17 protein-coding genes and 1 other RNA gene are annotated in these 16,461 nt (G+C 32.1%); 12 read left to right on the top strand and 6 right to left on the bottom strand.

The genetic code is table 11. From position 1 onward, the window contains the following. Positions 1–164: 164 nt before the first annotated feature. The 4 genes from NAT47_RS07550 (at position 165) to NAT47_RS07535 (ending at position 2,119) form a co-directional block, all read left to right on the top strand. Positions 165–581: a hypothetical protein gene (locus NAT47_RS07550; RefSeq protein ID WP_250581789.1), complete on the top strand. Its 417-nt coding sequence runs from the start codon at positions 165–167 to the stop codon at positions 579–581. Positions 582–1,029: 448 nt separating this feature from the next. Beyond that, positions 1,030–1,329, top strand: a complete 300-nt coding sequence (locus NAT47_RS07545) for a nucleotidyltransferase family protein (protein ID WP_250581788.1) — start codon at positions 1,030–1,032, stop codon at positions 1,327–1,329. Continuing rightward, a complete protein-coding gene (locus NAT47_RS07540) occupies positions 1,322–1,657 on the top strand; it encodes a HepT-like ribonuclease domain-containing protein (protein ID WP_250581787.1) in 336 nt (111 codons plus the stop codon). The genes NAT47_RS07545 and NAT47_RS07540 overlap by 8 nt, the downstream gene beginning before the upstream one ends. Positions 1,658–1,756: 99 nt before the next feature. Next, positions 1,757–2,119: a hypothetical protein gene (locus tag NAT47_RS07535; protein ID WP_250581786.1), complete on the top strand. Its 363-nt coding sequence runs from the start codon at positions 1,757–1,759 to the stop codon at positions 2,117–2,119. Positions 2,120–2,212: 93 nt separating this feature from the next. On the opposite strand, the gene NAT47_RS07530 is transcribed toward NAT47_RS07535, so the two are convergent. Continuing rightward, entirely contained in the window at positions 2,213–3,136 is a 924-nt protein-coding gene (locus NAT47_RS07530) for a LysR family transcriptional regulator (RefSeq protein WP_250581785.1), read from the bottom strand. An 84-nt stretch (positions 3,137–3,220) separates the two neighbouring features. On the opposite strand from NAT47_RS07530, the gene NAT47_RS07525 reads away from it, so the two are divergent. From NAT47_RS07525 to NAT47_RS07505, 5 genes are all read left to right on the top strand, one after another. Further along, on the top strand, positions 3,221–4,651 hold the full coding sequence (locus NAT47_RS07525) for an NADP-dependent isocitrate dehydrogenase (protein ID WP_250581784.1): 1,431 nt from the start codon (positions 3,221–3,223) through the stop codon (positions 4,649–4,651). A 186-nt stretch (positions 4,652–4,837) separates the two neighbouring features. Then, positions 4,838–5,116 (top strand): hypothetical protein, encoded by a 279-nt coding sequence (locus NAT47_RS07520; protein WP_250581783.1) that lies wholly within the window; start codon positions 4,838–4,840, stop codon positions 5,114–5,116. After that, on the top strand, positions 5,106–5,960 hold the full coding sequence (locus tag NAT47_RS07515) for a DUF6671 family protein (protein WP_250581782.1): 855 nt from the start codon (positions 5,106–5,108) through the stop codon (positions 5,958–5,960). Before NAT47_RS07520 ends, NAT47_RS07515 begins: the two co-directional genes overlap by 11 nt. Positions 5,961–5,966: 6 nt before the next feature. Next, positions 5,967–6,920 carry an L-threonylcarbamoyladenylate synthase gene (locus NAT47_RS07510; protein ID WP_250581781.1) on the top strand — a complete coding sequence of 318 codons (954 nt, stop codon included), beginning with the start codon at positions 5,967–5,969 and terminating at the stop codon, positions 6,918–6,920. Between the two features lie 22 nt (positions 6,921–6,942). Next, complete coding sequence (locus NAT47_RS07505) at positions 6,943–7,905, top strand: sodium-dependent bicarbonate transport family permease (RefSeq protein ID WP_250581780.1); 963 nt, start codon at positions 6,943–6,945, stop codon at positions 7,903–7,905. Positions 7,906–7,978: 73 nt separating this feature from the next. Here the strand turns inward: NAT47_RS07505 and ssrA are convergent. Beyond that, positions 7,979–8,376, bottom strand: a transfer-messenger RNA (tmRNA) gene (ssrA, locus tag NAT47_RS07500). Between the two features lie 168 nt (positions 8,377–8,544). Between ssrA and NAT47_RS07495 the strand changes: the two genes are divergently transcribed. Together NAT47_RS07495 and NAT47_RS07490 are read left to right on the top strand one after the other, a co-directional pair. Next, positions 8,545–9,768, top strand: coding sequence for an NAD(P)-dependent oxidoreductase (locus tag NAT47_RS07495; protein ID WP_250581779.1), 1,224 nt, complete (start codon positions 8,545–8,547; stop codon positions 9,766–9,768). 152 nt (positions 9,769–9,920) lie between these two features. Next, a complete protein-coding gene (locus NAT47_RS07490) occupies positions 9,921–11,357 on the top strand; it encodes an MFS transporter (RefSeq protein WP_250581778.1) in 1,437 nt (478 codons plus the stop codon). Between the two features lie 60 nt (positions 11,358–11,417). Here NAT47_RS07490 and creD read toward each other — a convergent pair whose 3' ends face one another. Genes creD through NAT47_RS07470 form a run of 4 tightly spaced genes read right to left on the bottom strand, consistent with a single transcriptional unit; the run spans position 11,418 to position 14,205 of the window. Next, entirely contained in the window at positions 11,418–12,713 is a 1,296-nt protein-coding gene (creD, locus tag NAT47_RS07485; RefSeq protein ID WP_250581777.1) for a cell envelope integrity protein CreD, read from the bottom strand. A gap of 20 nt (positions 12,714–12,733) precedes the next feature. Next, a complete protein-coding gene (locus NAT47_RS07480; protein WP_250581776.1) occupies positions 12,734–13,189 on the bottom strand; it encodes a hypothetical protein in 456 nt (151 codons plus the stop codon). 54 nt (positions 13,190–13,243) lie between these two features. Beyond that, a complete protein-coding gene (locus NAT47_RS07475) occupies positions 13,244–13,540 on the bottom strand; it encodes a winged helix-turn-helix domain-containing protein (RefSeq protein WP_026726800.1) in 297 nt (98 codons plus the stop codon). A gap of 41 nt (positions 13,541–13,581) precedes the next feature. Further along, positions 13,582–14,205, bottom strand: a complete 624-nt coding sequence (locus NAT47_RS07470; protein ID WP_250581775.1) for a hypothetical protein — start codon at positions 14,203–14,205, stop codon at positions 13,582–13,584. 280 nt (positions 14,206–14,485) lie between these two features. Here NAT47_RS07470 and NAT47_RS07465 point away from each other — a divergent pair, with 280 nt between their 5' ends. After that, positions 14,486–16,444, top strand: a complete 1,959-nt coding sequence (locus NAT47_RS07465) for an LTA synthase family protein (protein ID WP_250581774.1) — start codon at positions 14,486–14,488, stop codon at positions 16,442–16,444. Positions 16,445–16,461: the final 17 nt, after the last annotated feature.

Raw genomic sequence — 16,461 nt, 5'->3', positions numbered from 1 at the left:
CAATTTATAATTATATTTGAGTAAACAAAAAAAAACTCAGCAACTTTCGACAATCTTGCCAATTTGGGATAAAAGGGGTTTTAAAGTTTTGTATATAAACAAGTTAGCAACAAGCGTGTTACAAAAATATCTTAAAAATTAAAATTTAAAAATAATGTTTATATATGGAAACAGAAGAAATAGAAGAAAAATTTGAAGCAGAATTAAAATGGGGTAGTTATTATTTTTTATATTCTTTCATTTTATCATTTGTATTCACTTTATTTCAACTCTTTTTTCTAAAACAAAGCCGTGATAATGTATACATTATACTATTTTTTAATTTAATTCTTTTGCTTTTTCTCTCTAGGAAATGTTTTCTTGAAAAAAGATCAAAAAAGAACTTGAATTTTGTCTCGAAACTATTCATAATTTTAAAAATATTTTTTATAAACTACTTCTTTATTTCTTTAATAACAATAGATAATGGTGATTTCTTAATGCCAAAAAGAGAATTGGAAATTATAGAAAACGAAAAAAGTTTAAATGACACAAAAAGTAATTTATTAAATGACTTTATAAACTTTGTGAAAAAAATCTAAAAAAGACGACAAAATTATATACAAAAAACCGCCAGTTGCTAACAACGGTAACTGTTGCACAACTCCCTTTTTTTAAAATATCCCGAAGTTTCGGGACAAAAAACATAAAATTCAACCTCTTTTAAAGCAATTTAAGAGCGATTTATTTTTTAGTTGTAGTTCAAAATCATAAAATTTAGTTAGCTTATAATCAAGGTTTTGTAGTCTGTAATCATTGATTTTATAAAAGCAAAACACTTTCCTTGTTTTAGGGAAATTCCTTGGATGTGTTGCATACATAATAATACAACTATTCTATTTTTCTTACCGCTATTTAGCTATATTTAATGATAGGATTACTTCGTCAGTTCGCTGTCGCTCGGGTGTGCAGTTTTTTTACAATCTGATGTTTTGAGAAATGCTTGGACTACGCATTGAAAGAACAAAACGATTTTGTATATTTGAACCTATGAATTTTATTAGAGAAAATATTGAACTCATTAATGCGCTTTGTAAATCACACAAAGTAAAGCGTTTATATGCGTTTGGTTCTGTGTTAACTGACAAATTTAATGAGCAAAGTGATGTGGATTTAATCGTCGATTTTAATGATATTCAATTGCTTGATTACGCCGACAATTATTTTGACCTGAAATTTTCTCTAGAAGACACTTTAAAAAGACCTGTGGATTTGTTAGAAGAAAAAGCAATAAAAAATCCTTACTTCAAAAAGGCTATCGAGAAAAATAAGCAATTGATTTATGGATGATTACATTTATGCATGGCTTTATGATATAAAAACTTCAATTGAAGAAATTGAAAGTTATTTTCCAGCAGGTAAAGTTTTTCAACATTATCACGAAGATTTAAAAACTAAACGTGCAGTTGAAAGAAATATTGAAATTATTGGAGAAGCAATGAGTAGAATTTTAAAAGTTGAACCACAAATCGAAATTTCAAACTCAAGAAAGATAGTTGATGCACGAAACAAAATAATTCATGGATATGATGAAATTTCAGATGATGTTATTTGGGGAATTATAGTCAACAATCTTCCAATCCTAAAAAGTGAAGTGGAAAATCTATTGCCAGATTAGCAGTTCTTAAAATCGATTAGACGGATCCGTCATAAACTGACAGAGTGCGCCTCTCAAATGTTTACATTCACGAAATCCTATAAAAAAACAAACCCAACTTTGAGTACACCACCGAGTCCTTCGACAAGGCTCAGGATAAACCAAGCGGGTCATCCCGAAAATACGGGACAGGCTCCAAGAGATGGGTTAAGTTGTAAATGTAATTCGGTTAAGTATGTGGTAAATTTAAATTATAATTTAACTAATACTAATGCAACTGTTGAAGTTTTTGATGCAACGGCTAGGTTGATTCAAAATGTGGCTTTAAATTCTGTTTCAGGAAGTAGTGAGCGAATGTTAGTGCTTATCCTGCTGGGGTGTATCTGGTTTTGGTTAAGCAAGTTGCTGTGGTGGTTTCTAGTAGTAAGTTGGTGGTGGAGTAGATGGTTTCAGGTTTCAAGTTGTGGACTAAACTGTGTTTAGTCGTTTGCCTAAGGTTAGGAGATTCCTAGCAGGCTAGGAATGACAAGAGAAACAATCTTTAGTTATGGCAAAACAGATGCTCTAAAACTTTAGTTACATTGTCTCATACCAACTAAACTTGGATTGAATAATTGCTTCTTTTTCCTTTTTTAAGTAATCCAAATAGGCAAGGGCGGCAGGGTTGTGGTTTTTGCCTTTTACCCAGATTAAGCTCCAATTGGTTTTTATAGGCAATCCTTTTAATGGAATAATTTGTAAGTCGTTGTTTTGTATTTCTTTACGAATACCAATTAAAGGCATAATTGAACATCCTAATCCTGCTAAAATGGCTTGTTTTATGGCTTCGTTTGAGGTTAATTCCATTCGCTTGCTAATCTTTACATCTTGTTGCACAATGAAACGCTCCATTATTTGACGTGTTCCAGAACCATTTTCTCTAAACAATAGGGGACGGTTTTCTAAAATAGCTTCGATTTTCTTTTTCTTGGTGAAATCTTCTTCTGTATTGCCTACTAAGAATAATTTGTTTTGCATTAAATCAATTTTTTCTACTTTCATTTTTTCAGGTAGAATAGAAACCAAAGCAAAATCTACTTCATTGTTTTGCAAACTTTTCACCACTTTATTTTTATTGGTTACATCCATTTCTAATTCTACTCCAGGATGCATTTTTAGAAAATCGGCTAAAAAATAAGGCATTACATATTTACCAGTAGAAACGACAGAAATCTTTATTTTGCCAAAAAGTTGCCCTTTATACGCTAGTGTTTTATAATCAATGGTACTAACTTGTTGTAAAATTTGTTCGGCCGCTTCGGCAATTTCTTTACCAAAATCAGTTACATATATTTTTCTTCCTACTACTTCTGTAAGTGGAATTTCAAATTGGTCTTGAAAGTTTTTTAATTGAATAGACACCGCAGGTTGGGTTAAATGCAACTCTTCGGAAGCCTTAGTAACACTCTGATTTTGCACTACTTTAAGAAATATTCGCAACTGATTCAATGTGTAATTCATAAAAATACTTTATATAATGTATAGCAAATATAAATAAAAATATATGAAATAAAGTATAGAGATTTGCATAAAAATAATCAAAACATGAGAAAAGTTACGATTGCTAAAGGAGACGGAATTGGTCCAGAAATCATGGAAGCGGTTCTAAAGATTATTAAAAAATCAAATGCTCCCATTGATTTTGAAGAAATTGAAATTGGAGAAAAAGTGTATTTAGGAGGGAATACTTCGGGTATTTCAGAGGCTTCATGGGAAGTGATCCGAAAAAACAAAGTACTATTAAAAGCACCTATTACCACGCCTCAAGGGGGTGGTTACAAGAGTTTAAATGTTACGATGCGAAAAGCATTAGGATTGTTTGCTAACATTCGTCCTTGTGTGTCGTTACATCCTTTTGTAGCTACGAATTTTCCAAATTTAGATGTTGTAATTGTTCGTGAAAATGAAGAAGATTTATATGCCGGAATTGAACACCAGCAAACGGATGAAGTAGTGCAATGCTTAAAATTAATCAGTCGTCCAGGTTGCGAAAAAATTATTCGTTATGCCTTTGAATACGCTCAAAATTATGGTCGCAAAAAAGTAACTTGCTTCAGTAAAGACAATATTATGAAGCAAACCGATGGTTTATTCCACCAAGTTTTCAAGGAAATTGCCATGGAATATCCAAACATCGAAGCGAATCATATGATTATCGATATCGGTACAGCTTATTTAGCAGATCATCCCGAGAAATTTGATGTCATTGTGACTTCGAACTTATACGGAGATATCATTTCGGATGTAGCAGCACAAATTGCAGGTTCGGTAGGATTAGCAGGTTCGGTAAACATTGGAAACGAATGTTCAATGTTTGAAGCGATTCATGGTTCGGCTCCTGATATTGCGGGACAAAACATTGCCAATCCATCAGGATTATTACAGGCTGCAATTGCAATGTTATATCACTTAGGTTATGCAGCAGAAGCTACTAAAATCCAAAATGCTTGGTTGAAAACGTTAGAGGAAGGAATCCACACAGCAGATATTTACAATGATAAATTGAGCAAACAATTGGTTGGAACATCAGAATTCGCTGATGCTGTAATTGCCAATTTCGAAAAAGTACCAAGTATTTTAAAAGCGGTAACACCTCCTAAAAATTCTGTCATTCAGTTGCCCGAATACAAAAGAAAAGAAGCTTCTCCAAAAGAGTTGTTAGGGGTAGATTTGTTTGTACACTGGAGTGGAGTAGATGCCAATGTTTTAGCTGAAAAACTAAAAGCTTTGACAACTGAAAGCATGGATTTGGTTATGATTTCTAACCGAGGTGTGAAAGTTTGGCCTAATGGGTTTTCGGAAACCTTTTGTACCGATCATTGGAGATGCCGTTTTCAGTCGAACCAACCGCTAGAAAAAATTGTAATTGTAACGCTTTTGGGTAAGGCAATTGATTTAGGAATCGATGTTATTAAAACTGAAAATCTATATCAATTCAATGGTGTGAAAGCATATTCCATGGGACAAGGTCAGTAAATAATAGTGTTATGAAAAAAATATTTATTCAAATCCTACTGATTACATGTGTCATGATAGCATCTTTTTTGATTTTTAAATTGATGACAAATCTTGAAATTATATATCAAGAACTTTGTGTAGGATTGTTGATTTTGGTTTTACTTACTATGATTCGATTGATAAACAATTTAACTGATATTACATATGGAAATCGTGAAGAAAATTAATTTGATTGATGATGAGTTTAGTTCGGCAGAAGCGAATGAAATTTTGATGGATTTATACAATAAAAATATCAATTTTAATAAAATACAAAATTTTAGTTCTCAAATTCGCTTTGGAGAAGATGATGAAAAAGCTTTAAATAGAATTGCGCAACTAAAAGAGAGTGTGAGTAGTATTGCTGAAATTTTAGAAGAAGCAAAAGCACAAAATAAAAAATTGAAAATCAAATCATTCATTGAAATTGAGTATGAAGACTAAACCTGATTTTTTTTCGGGTCGACGTTTACTTATCGTAACGAAACATCAAAAGGAAGAAGTTTTAGCTCCATTATTTGAGGAAGCCCTTGGCGTAACTTGTTTTGTTGCCAGAAATTTTGATACGGATCGTTTAGGAACGTTTTCGGGTGAAATCGCTCGAAAAGATGATGCTTTAACAACGCTTAGAAAAAAATGTTGGGAAGGAATGCAAGCTGAGGGATTTGATTTAGCGGTAGCAACTGAAGGTTCGTTTGGAAATCATCCTACCGTATTTTTTTCTCCGGCCAATGATGAGTTAATTATGTTAGTAGATCAGAAAAACAATCTCGAAATTGTGGAACGCGTCCTAAGCATGGAAACCAATTTTTATAGTTCAGAACTTCAAACTCGAGACGAATTAAAAGCTTTTTTAGACAAAGTACAATTTCCTTCGCATGGTGTTATTTTAAAGGATGCTACCGAAAATTGGACTGAAATTTATAAAGGTATTACCGATTATGATTTGTTAGAAAACATGTACAATAAAATAGTTGCTACTCATAAGAAATGTTTCATCGAAACGGACATGCGAGCACTGTTCAATCCAACCCGTTTGAAAGTAATAAAAGAAGTTGGTTTAAAATTAATTGATAAGTTACAGTCGACATGTTCCGAATGCTTCTTTCCCGGTTTTGGTGTGGTTGGAGCCGAAACCGGTTTATTATGTAGCAGTTGTTCAATGCCAACACGCTCCACTTTGGCATATATATACAAATGCCAACATTGCAATTATGAATCTGAAGTTTTGTATCCGAATGGTAAGAAAACGGAAGACCCAATGTATTGCGATTTTTGTAATCCTTAAAAAGAAATGATAAGTACAGATATTAATTTAGCTGTTCAGCATCTTAATGAAAATGGTATCATAGGTTTTCCAACCGAAACCGTTTACGGATTGGCAGGAAATGCTTTTGAAACCGAAGCCATTCATAAAATATTTGACGTAAAAAAGCGTCCTACTTTTAATCCCTTAATCGTTCACATTAAAGGAATTGAAGATTTAGAACAAGTTGCGCAAGAAATTCCGCCCATAGCCTATGAATTAGCAACTGCTTTTTGGCCTGGACCCTTGACTATGATTTTAAAAAAGCAACCTCACATTCCAGATTTGGTAACTGCTAATCAAGATACAGTGGCAATTCGTGTTCCGAATCATCCGGTGGCTTTGGAGCTTTTAAAACATTTAGATTTTCCTTTAGTGGCTCCGAGTGCGAATCCTTTTACTAGTATAAGTCCAACAAGCGCTGAACATGTTGAAAATTACTTTGGAAATCAAATCAATATGGTTTTGGATGGAGGCGAATGTTTGGCTGGAATCGAATCAACGATTGTTGGATTTGACGATAATAGCGTGGTGGTATATCGTTTGGGCGCATTAGCTTTGGAAGAAATTGAAAAAGTTTCAGGAAAAGTAGCCTTGTTGAACAAGAAAAAAAAGCACCCGGTGGCACCCGGAATGTTACTTAAGCACTATTCGCCCAAAACAGATTTTATACTTACAAGAAATGTTCATCAAGAGCTAGAATGGTATTCAGACAAGAAAGTAGGATTATTACTTTTTAATTCTTTTTTACCAGAATGTGATAGCAACAATCAAATCGTTCTATCGGAGGAAAGCGATTTACAACTTGCCGCATCCAGGTTATATAATGCGATGCATCAATTGGATAAAATGAATTTGGATGTAATACTTGCAGAACGTTTGCCTGAATATGGTTTAGGAGTTTCTATCAACGATAGATTAGAACGTGCTTCAAAAAAATAACACAACAATTAAAAATTAAAAAATGGATTTTAGTTTACTATTTGAGAATTTAACCAATCCGGCTCTACTTTATTTTATTTTAGGAATTATCGCAGTGTATTTGAAAAGCGATTTAGAGATTCCTAATAATTCTTCTAAATTTATTTCTCTTTATTTATTATTTGCAATCGGTTTCAAAGGAGGTCAAGAATTATCGCATGAAACCATAAATAGTGAAATTATATGGTCGATGTTATTCGGAATATCAATTGCAATTGTGATTCCGTTATACACTTTTTTCATTTTGAAACGTAAATTAAATGTATATGATGCGGGAGCCATTGCAGCAGCTTATGGTTCGATTAGTGCTGTAACTTTTGTAACAGCTGTTTCATATCTAGAATCACATCAATTGTCACTTCATGGCTATATGGTGGCCATTATGGCGCTTATGGAATCGCCAGCTATTATAGTGGGTTTGGTATTGATTTCCATTTTTAACAAAGAGCAAACTCAAAAAATTAATAAAACCGAAATTTTACGCCATTCTTTCACCAATGGAAGTGTATTGTTAATTTTAGGTAGTTTGGTAATCGGTTTCTTAACTAATGCCAAAGATGCCCAAGGAATTCAACCTTTTACAAATGATTTATTCAAAGGTTTTTTAGCCATTTTTTTGTTAGATATGGGAATTACTAGCGGTAAAAAATTGAAATCCTTCTTTGCTCATGGTTGGTTTCCATTTGCTTTTGCTTTACTGATTCCATTAGTAAACGGTAGTATTTTTGCTTGGTTGAGTGGTTTTGTTACAGAGGATATTTCAAATCGATTTATCTTTTCTATACTTGCTGCTAGTGCATCCTATATCGCTGTTCCGGCTGCTATGAAAATAACGGTTCCAAAAGCTAATCCGGGATTATTTTTACCAATGGCATTAGCGATAACTTTTCCTGTAAATATTACTATTGGAATGCCGATATACTTTTACATTGTACAGCATTTTTAACGAATATAGATTTTACAAAAAAAGCCTGTAAATCAAACGGTTTACGGGCTTTTAGTCTGTTTTGAATTTGTTTTAGTGGAGTCGGAGAGAATCGAACTCTCGTCCAAACAAGCAATCAAATAGCTTTCTACACGCTTAGTTTCATCTTGGGTTTTCGACAAAGAGCAAGGCTAGAAACTGCCACTCTTTGCTTAGCTCTGTCAGTGTCAGAACGGATTTAAAGCATTACCGTTCCTAGGTTTACTTTTACGGTTCCCCTAAACCAACCGCCATAAACCAAGGCTTTTGAGGAGAATCTAGCTTTCCGACCTTGTCGGAACTAGGCAAATCTTACTGTAATTCAGATTAAGCAGCTAAAGCGTAATTATTTTCGCCGTTTATAAGTTCGTACATTTGGATTTACGAGCTAAACATACAATGCTCGACGTGCTTACTAATCAATTCCACTCGCTGTCAAAACCAGTCGACCCCAATTTTTGAATGTTTCGCCGCAGTAATTACTGTGCTGACATTTCTACAAAATCAAAAAGTAATACAAAATTACATTCTTTTTTTCAATTAAAAAAACTTTGAAAAGTTATCTCATAAAAGTTATATTTGTAACATTAAATAAAGTTTCAGTTATATAATTTATTTTTTATGAAGTTTGGTATTATCAAAGAAAGAAAAAATCCGCCTGATAGAAGAGTGGTCTTTACTCCTGAAGAGTTGGTACGTCTGCAGTCAGCACATCCAGAAGCAGAAATTAAAGTGGAAAGTTCTGATATCAGAATTTTTTCGGATGATCAATATCATGCAGCTGGTCTAAATGTCACAACAGACATGTCAGATTGCGATGTTCTCTTTGGAGTTAAAGAAGTGCCTATTGAGGCTTTAATTCCAAATAAAAAATATTTTTTCTTTTCTCACACGATAAAGAAACAACCTTACAATAGAAAATTATTACAAGCTATTTTGGCAAAAAATATTGAATTATATGATCATGAAACTATTGTTAACGCTACTAATCAACGGTTGATAGGATTTGGTCGCTATGCTGGATTAGTAGGTGCTTATAATGGATTTAGAGGTTTTGGAATCAAATATGAATTGTTTAATGTGCCTAAAGCTGAAACATTAAATGGAAAGGATGACTTAATTGCACGTTTAAAGCGTCAAACCCTTCCAAACATAAAAATTGTGCTTACAGGTCATGGAAAAGTGGGTATGGGGGCTAAAGAAATTCTAGACGGAATTAAAATTAAGCAAGTTAGTGTTGAGGATTTTTTAAATAAGAAATATACAGAACCTGTTTATACCCAAATAGATGTCTTGGATTACAATAAACGCAAAGATGGACAAGTTTTAGATAATAATGATTTTTATAAAAATCCTCAAGATTACGTTTCCGACTTTGAGCGTTTTACTAAAGTAGCTGATATGTATATTGCCGGACATTTTCATGGCAATGGTTCGCCAGATATTTTAACTCGAGATATGCTTCGTGCTGCGGATAATAAAATTCAATTAGTTGCTGATATTTCATGCGATGTAAATGGACCAATTGCCTGTACCATCAAAGCATCTACAATTGCAGAACCGTTTTTTGGATATTTACCTAGTGAACACAAAGAGGTACCTTACACACATCCAGCTTCTATAATGGTAATGTCGGTAGATAATTTACCATGCGAATTACCTAAAGATGCTAGCGAAGGTTTTGGTGAAATGTTTATGCAACATGTAATTCCAGCTTTTTTCAATAGGGATAAAGACGGAATTTTACATAGAGCTAAAATTACTGAAAATGGTCAACTCACTCAACGTTTCAAATATTTACAAGATTACGTCGACGAAAAGCAAGAAGCTCTAGTCACTAAATAACAAGAACCCCGATTAAAATCGGGATTTTTTTATTATCTTTTACGAAAACGTTTTCGTTAAAAAATATGCCTATATACTTTTAATTTAGATTTTAATAATTGTATATTTAACTTTTATTAATTGATTTAAAAGTAACAAAAACCAACTAAAATATGCAAACAAATCAAGTTAAAACGAATTGGGCACAATTTATTCCATTAGTTACGGTCTTCTTTTTTTGGGGATTTGTAGCTGCTAGTAACGATATTTTAATTCCTGTTTTCAAAGAAGCTTTTGATTTAACACAAGGTCAAAGTCAATTAGTTTCGGTTGCCTTTTATGTAGCTTATACTGTAGGTTCAATTATTTACATGATTGTTTCCTATGTAACTAAAGGCGATTTAATCAATAGAATTGGCTATAAAAATTCTTTAGCTTTGGGTTTAATAATTTCTGCTTTGGGAACTTTATTGTTTTATCCAGCAGCCAATTCAGGTTCTTTTGAATTAATGCTATCTGGTTTATTTATAGTTGGTTTAGGTTTTTCACTTCAACAAACAGTTGCAAACCCACTAGCTATTGCATTGGGGCCAATTACGACTGGTTCTCAGCGATTAACATTGGCAGGTGGAGTTAATAATTTAGGAACTACTATTGGTCCGTTAATTGTAAGTTTTGCAATTTTTGGTTCGGCTACTTCTAGTAATACAACATTAGATATTGAAAGTGTAAAAATTCCATATTTAATTTTAGGTGCTGCTTTTTTACTAGTAGCTGTTTTTCTAAAATTTTCATCATTACCCGATAAACCAGAAGCTGTTGTTGAATCTGATGATTCTATTTCTAATGATAGAGGCCACGCTTTAAAATATCCGCAATTGATTTTAGGGATGATTGCCATATTTGTTTATGTGGGAGTAGAAGTTTCTACAGCTAGTAATTTACCTGCGTATATGGAAAAAGATTTAGGGTTTTTAACCAAAGATATTGCGCCTTATATTTCGTTGTATTGGGCGAGTTTGATGATTGGTCGATGGACAGGAGCTGTTGAAGCTTTCACCGATAAAATGGATTTACAGAAAATATTACGTTTTATTGCACCTTATTTAGCTTTCGGAGTGTTTTTATTTGTAAATGCCATTGCAAAACATGATTTAACTCCTTTTTATGTATATGCTTTCATCATTTTAGTACTTATTGGTGCTGATATTGCAAGTAAAGGAAATCCAGCGCGCATGTTGTTCATTTTCTCAGGTTTGGGAATTTTAGCCTTATTAATCGGAATGTTTACATCGGGAATGACAAGTGTTTATGCTTTTACTTCAGTAGGTTTGTTCTGTAGTACTTTATGGCCATGTATTTTTACTCTAGCCGTTAGCGGTTTAGGGAAAAACACGAGTCAAGGTAGTAGTTTTTTAATTATGATGATTATGGGAGGAGGAATAGTGAGTTGGTTACAAGGAGTTGTAGCAGATGAAACTACCATTCATGCGAGTTATATCATTGGAGTTCTTTGTTTTGCTTATTTAGCTTTCTATGCTTGGAAAGTAAAAGGAATATTAAAAGATCAAGGTATTAGTTTTGAAAGTAAAATTTCAGGTGGGCATTAATATTTAAATGCTAAAACAAAACCTCCGATTGAATAGTATCAGTCGGAGGTTTTTTTATAGTTATTTATTCCACTCAATCTTTCTCGAGAAATACATCACGGCTGCTAGGATGAAGAATAAGCCAATACTTCCTACCAATAACGCATAATCTTCTAGTTGAATAATTACATAAATAAAAGTATATAAAACACTCAACGAAGCTCCAATAAACATTGGGAACTTTTTATCTTTTAAAATCGAAATTGAATACAACGAAATCATAACGATAACGGAAGCTCCAGCTATCAAATAGGCAAAAGAAAACGAACTGTGTTCTGTAATCGAAATCAGTAAAGTGTAAAACATGATTAACGCAATTCCAATCATCGAATATTGAAAAATATGAATGTTGATTTTACTAATTGATTGAATCAAAAAGAAAATCAAAAAAGTTAATCCAATAACCAAAAAGCCATATTTAGAAGCGCGTTCACTTTGTTGGTATTCGTCAACTGGAGTAATGAAATCAACCGCAAAAGCATATTTACCTAATTCGGGTAAAATTTCAAAATAGTTTTGGGCAAACGGACGATTGAAATGTAATATTTTCCAATTCGCTTCAAAACCTTTTTCGGTAATTTCTCTTGAAATAGGTGAGAAGTTTCCGTTAAAGTTCGGAGAATTCCAATTTGAAGTCATTTTAGCATCCGTAGTTTTTCCAATCGGAACCATTTTTACTTGTTTGCTTCCGTTAAAGGAAATCGTGAGGTTGAATTTCGCTTCGTTTTGAAGACTTTGGTAATCAAAATAATTAGTTTCCAGACTTTCAATACTGTCATTTGTAATGCTAGCTACCGATTCAAAAGCCAAATTTTGATTGTCAATTTTCATTTTTACTTCGTCTTTCAGACTTTTCAAATTGGTAGTACGAATTAAAATTTTGGCGCGATTCCAGTAAATGTTTTCGGCAGGAATTCCTTTTGAAGCAAAATTTGGATTGGTATAATTTCCATCAAATTGCATTTTGGTAGTAAACACATTTGATTTGTAAATGCTTCTTTCCAATGGTTTTACCATCGTAACTTCGGTTTTGTTATTCAAAGTTTCTGGAAAGAAATACGCATTATTAATCGCTCCAGAAATTGGATCTTTGTAAGGCACTTTTAAAATCGGACCATAAAAATAAACCGAATTTCCCCATTTGGCAGTAGTTTCGGTAATGACTTCTTTTTGGCGTTGGCTTCGTTCTACAATTAATTCTTGCACTAAAGCCAATGGAATAATTAATACTAAAGTTAGAATCCCAACCATGATCATTTTTGCGGTTGTGGTTTGAAAGAACGGCACTTTTGGTTCTTGTTGAAATTGTGTTTCCATGATGAATTTAATTTGTTTAGTTATTTGATATTAAAAGTTTGTTGAATGTTTATGATAGGAATCGAAAGCATGTTTAAAAAATCCAATCCATAGAATTCATGTGCTCCTTTTCCTCTTAGATATTGTTGTTTGAAATAGGGAAATCGAGTAGGATAGAAGAGTGTTCCTGTTATAATTACCATCCATAAGTATAAGCTTCGTTTTCCGTTTCCAAGTAAATAATATTGCATTCCAATTTCTTCTAAAACTGAAATTCCAGTATTCGTTAATACGTGAATAATATCATGGTCTTCTAATTTGGGTTGGATTTCAAAGTTGTATTTCAATAAAAAGCAACCCAAATGAAATCCCAAACTATCACTAGGAAGTTGTATCAACTGATTAACATTGATATCCCAAGCGTTCCCTTTTTTAAAGAATCTTTGATAGGGTTTCTTACTGATTTCGTACATTTTTTCGATGAATAAATCTCTCATAAGTAGTAATTAAAAGTACTTTGAATTTCAAAGTAAATGAATAAAAAAATAGGTTTAGCTTTTCTTGATTAATTTTTCAAGGGCTTCAATATGAGCCGTGAACGCATCGCGACCTTCTTTTGTTGCACTGTATTTTGTATTAGGTTTTTTACCAATAAATTGTTTTTCAATTTGAATATAATTTTCAGCTTCTAAAGCTTTGGTATGTGAAGCTAAATTACCATCGGTTACACCCAAAAGTTCTTTCAACATATTAAAATCGGCACTTTCATTGACCATCAATATCGACATAATCCCCAAACGAATTCGGTGATCAAAGGCTTTGTTGATATTTTGGATGATATTTAGCATGATTTGGTTTAAAGGTTTAAGGTTTAAAGGTTAAAAGTTGCTTACTTTCTCTCGTATTTGAAATACATTAAACTTCCGTATAAAATATGACAACCGCCAAAACCTAATGCCCAGAATAATAAACCATAACCTAAAAACCAAGTAGATAATAAACCTAAAGCAATCATAGTAACTCCTAAATAACGAACATCGCCAATGGTATACTTACTAGCATTTACGCAAGCTAATCCGTAAAATATTAAGGTTAGGGGAGCGATGAGTCCAAACATGTTTTTTTCGATCAAAAAGATTATGAAAAATCCTCCGGTTGCTAATGGAATCATGAAATTAATAACTAATCTTTTGGAAGCAGTGTTCCAAACATTTTCATTGCTTTTTCTAGCTTTGCGAATGCTTAATCCGATTCCTGTTACTATGGATAATACTAAAACAGCTGTTGCAATTACTAACAAACGAATCACTGCTTCTTCCGAAATTACTAAATCGCGATAGGTTCCCATTGTGGAAGTATCAAAGTAAATCGTTTTGTAAGCCATCCATGCCCCAATTAATGCATAAACGCCAGCCAAAATTCCCGACAAACCACTTAAGGAAATAAAACGTGATGATTTGTTCATCAAATTTTTGATTTCGCTAATGTCATTTAGATATTTTTCGTTTTTCATTTTAAAGTACTTTGAAATACAAAGTAAAATAGAATTTATTTTATTACCAAACTTTTTTAGTTTTTTTAAGAAATTGGATTGATTAAATTCTTGGAGGTTAGTAAGAAAAAAAGTAAACAAATTAATTTTTTTTTAGAACTATTATTCAACCTCTTTAATTGGTTTTATATAAAGATTTTGAATATTTTATAAATTTAAACTAATCTTAATTAAGATTTAAGTTAATTTATAACTACAAATTGTTAATTTTTATCATATTTGTTTTTTAATATTTAATTTTATGAAAGTTGCAAACTTGATCTTTAAGAGATATTCTTTGCTTTTTGGATTTTCTGCTTGGTATTTACTATTCTCATTATTACTAAGAGTATTTTTTTTATTTTGGCAAATTGATGATGTGGATTTGTCAATTTTAATTCTTTTTAAAATTCTTTTTACGGGATTTATCTTTGATTTAGGAGTGCTTTCTTTTTTATTTTTGATCAGTAGTTTTTATTTGTTAATTATACCTACAAAATTAATTGGAAGTAAGTTAGATAAGTTTTTCTTAATTTTTGGTTCGGTAGTAACACTTTTTATCTTTGTTTTTACCTTTTTTGCTGAGATCACTTTTTGGGAAGAATTTAGATGTAGATTTAACTTTGTTGCTGTAGACTATTTAATTTACACTTTTGAGGTTGTAAAAAATATTCACGAATCTTATCCGTTGTACTTGTTAATACCTGGAATATTGTTGCTAACTAGTATTATTTATTATGTAATGCTAAAGCTAGATTTTCTTAAAAACACCTTGGAGTCAAAACCTTCATTTAGATATCGATTATTAATGTTTGTAGTGGCTAGCTTTTTTGCTTTGTTCTACATTTCTTTTGTTAAAAATTCCGATGCTGAGTGGTCAAAAAACAGGTATAACAATGAAATTTCTAAATCAGGGATTTATTCCTTTTTCGCTGAGTTCCGAAATAACAAATTAGATTTTAAAACTTTTTATGCTTCCATATCTGATCAGGAAGCGTTTACCATTTTACGTAATGATTTAAAAGCTAAAAATGAATCCTTTTTATCGAATGATTTTACTATTAAAAGAAAAGTAGTGGATTCTCAAGAAACCCAAGTCAAGCCTAATGTGGTTTTTGTATTAATGGAAAGTATGAGTGCTAGTTTTATGAAAACTTATGGATCAACTGAAAATATTACCCCATTTTTGGATAGCATCTCTAAGGAAGCTTTTACCTTTAAAAATTTGTATGCCACTGGAAATAGAACTGTTAGAGGTATGGAAGCTATTACCCTTTCAATTCCTCCAACTCCAGGTCAAAGTATAGTAAAAAGACCAAATAATTCTAATTTATACACTATTTCTAATGTGTTTAAAAGTAAAAATTATAAATGCAACTTCTTTTATGGTGGCGATGGTTATTTTGATAATATGAATGCCTTTTATGGAGGTAATGGTTTTGATATTTATGACAGAGGTAGAGGAAGTATTTTAGATGATGCTATTAAAACAAAACGTCATAATATTGATGATAATGAAGTAACCTTTGAGAATGCATGGGGTATTTGCGATGAAGATATTTACAATAAAATGATTCAAGTAGCGGATGAATATCACAACAAAAAGAAGCCTTTTTTCAATTTTGTAATGACAACTTCAAATCACAGACCTTACACGTATCCCGCAAATAAAATTGATATTCCATCAGGTACAGGAAGAGAAGGAGCTGTAAAATACGCTGATTACGCATTACAACAATTAATTCAAAAATCTAAAAATAAACCTTGGTTTAACAATACCATTTTCATTTTTGTAGCTGACCATTGTGCAAGCAGTGCAGGTAAAGACGAGATTGATGTTGCTAACTATCATATTCCTGCTATAATTTATGGTAAAAATTTGATCCAAAAACAAGAAATAAATAAATTATGTAGTCAAATTGATGTTTTTCCAACGTTGTTTGGATTACTTCATTGGAATTATACCTCTAATTTTTTTGGAACAAATGTTTTAAATCAAGAGTATAAAGAACGAGCTCTTGTGGGTACCTACTTAAAATTGGGTTACAAAAAACAAGACAAGGTTATGATTTTAACTAATAAAAAAACAGCACATTATTATTCTTGGGAACCTACGTCAAATATTTTGAATATTTTACCCATGAATCAAAAGGAACAAAAAGAAGCAATTTCATGGTATCAAGTTGCTGATTATTTGTATGTAAATAATAAACTAAAATAACTAGTCTAACTTAATTT

It is taken from the genome of Flavobacterium fragile (genome assembly GCF_023634865.1).
Lineage (GTDB): Bacteria > Bacteroidota > Bacteroidia > Flavobacteriales > Flavobacteriaceae > Flavobacterium > Flavobacterium fragile.
Note: the sequence above shows the minus strand (reverse complement) of the source record. Positions and strands in the feature narration are given on the sequence as shown.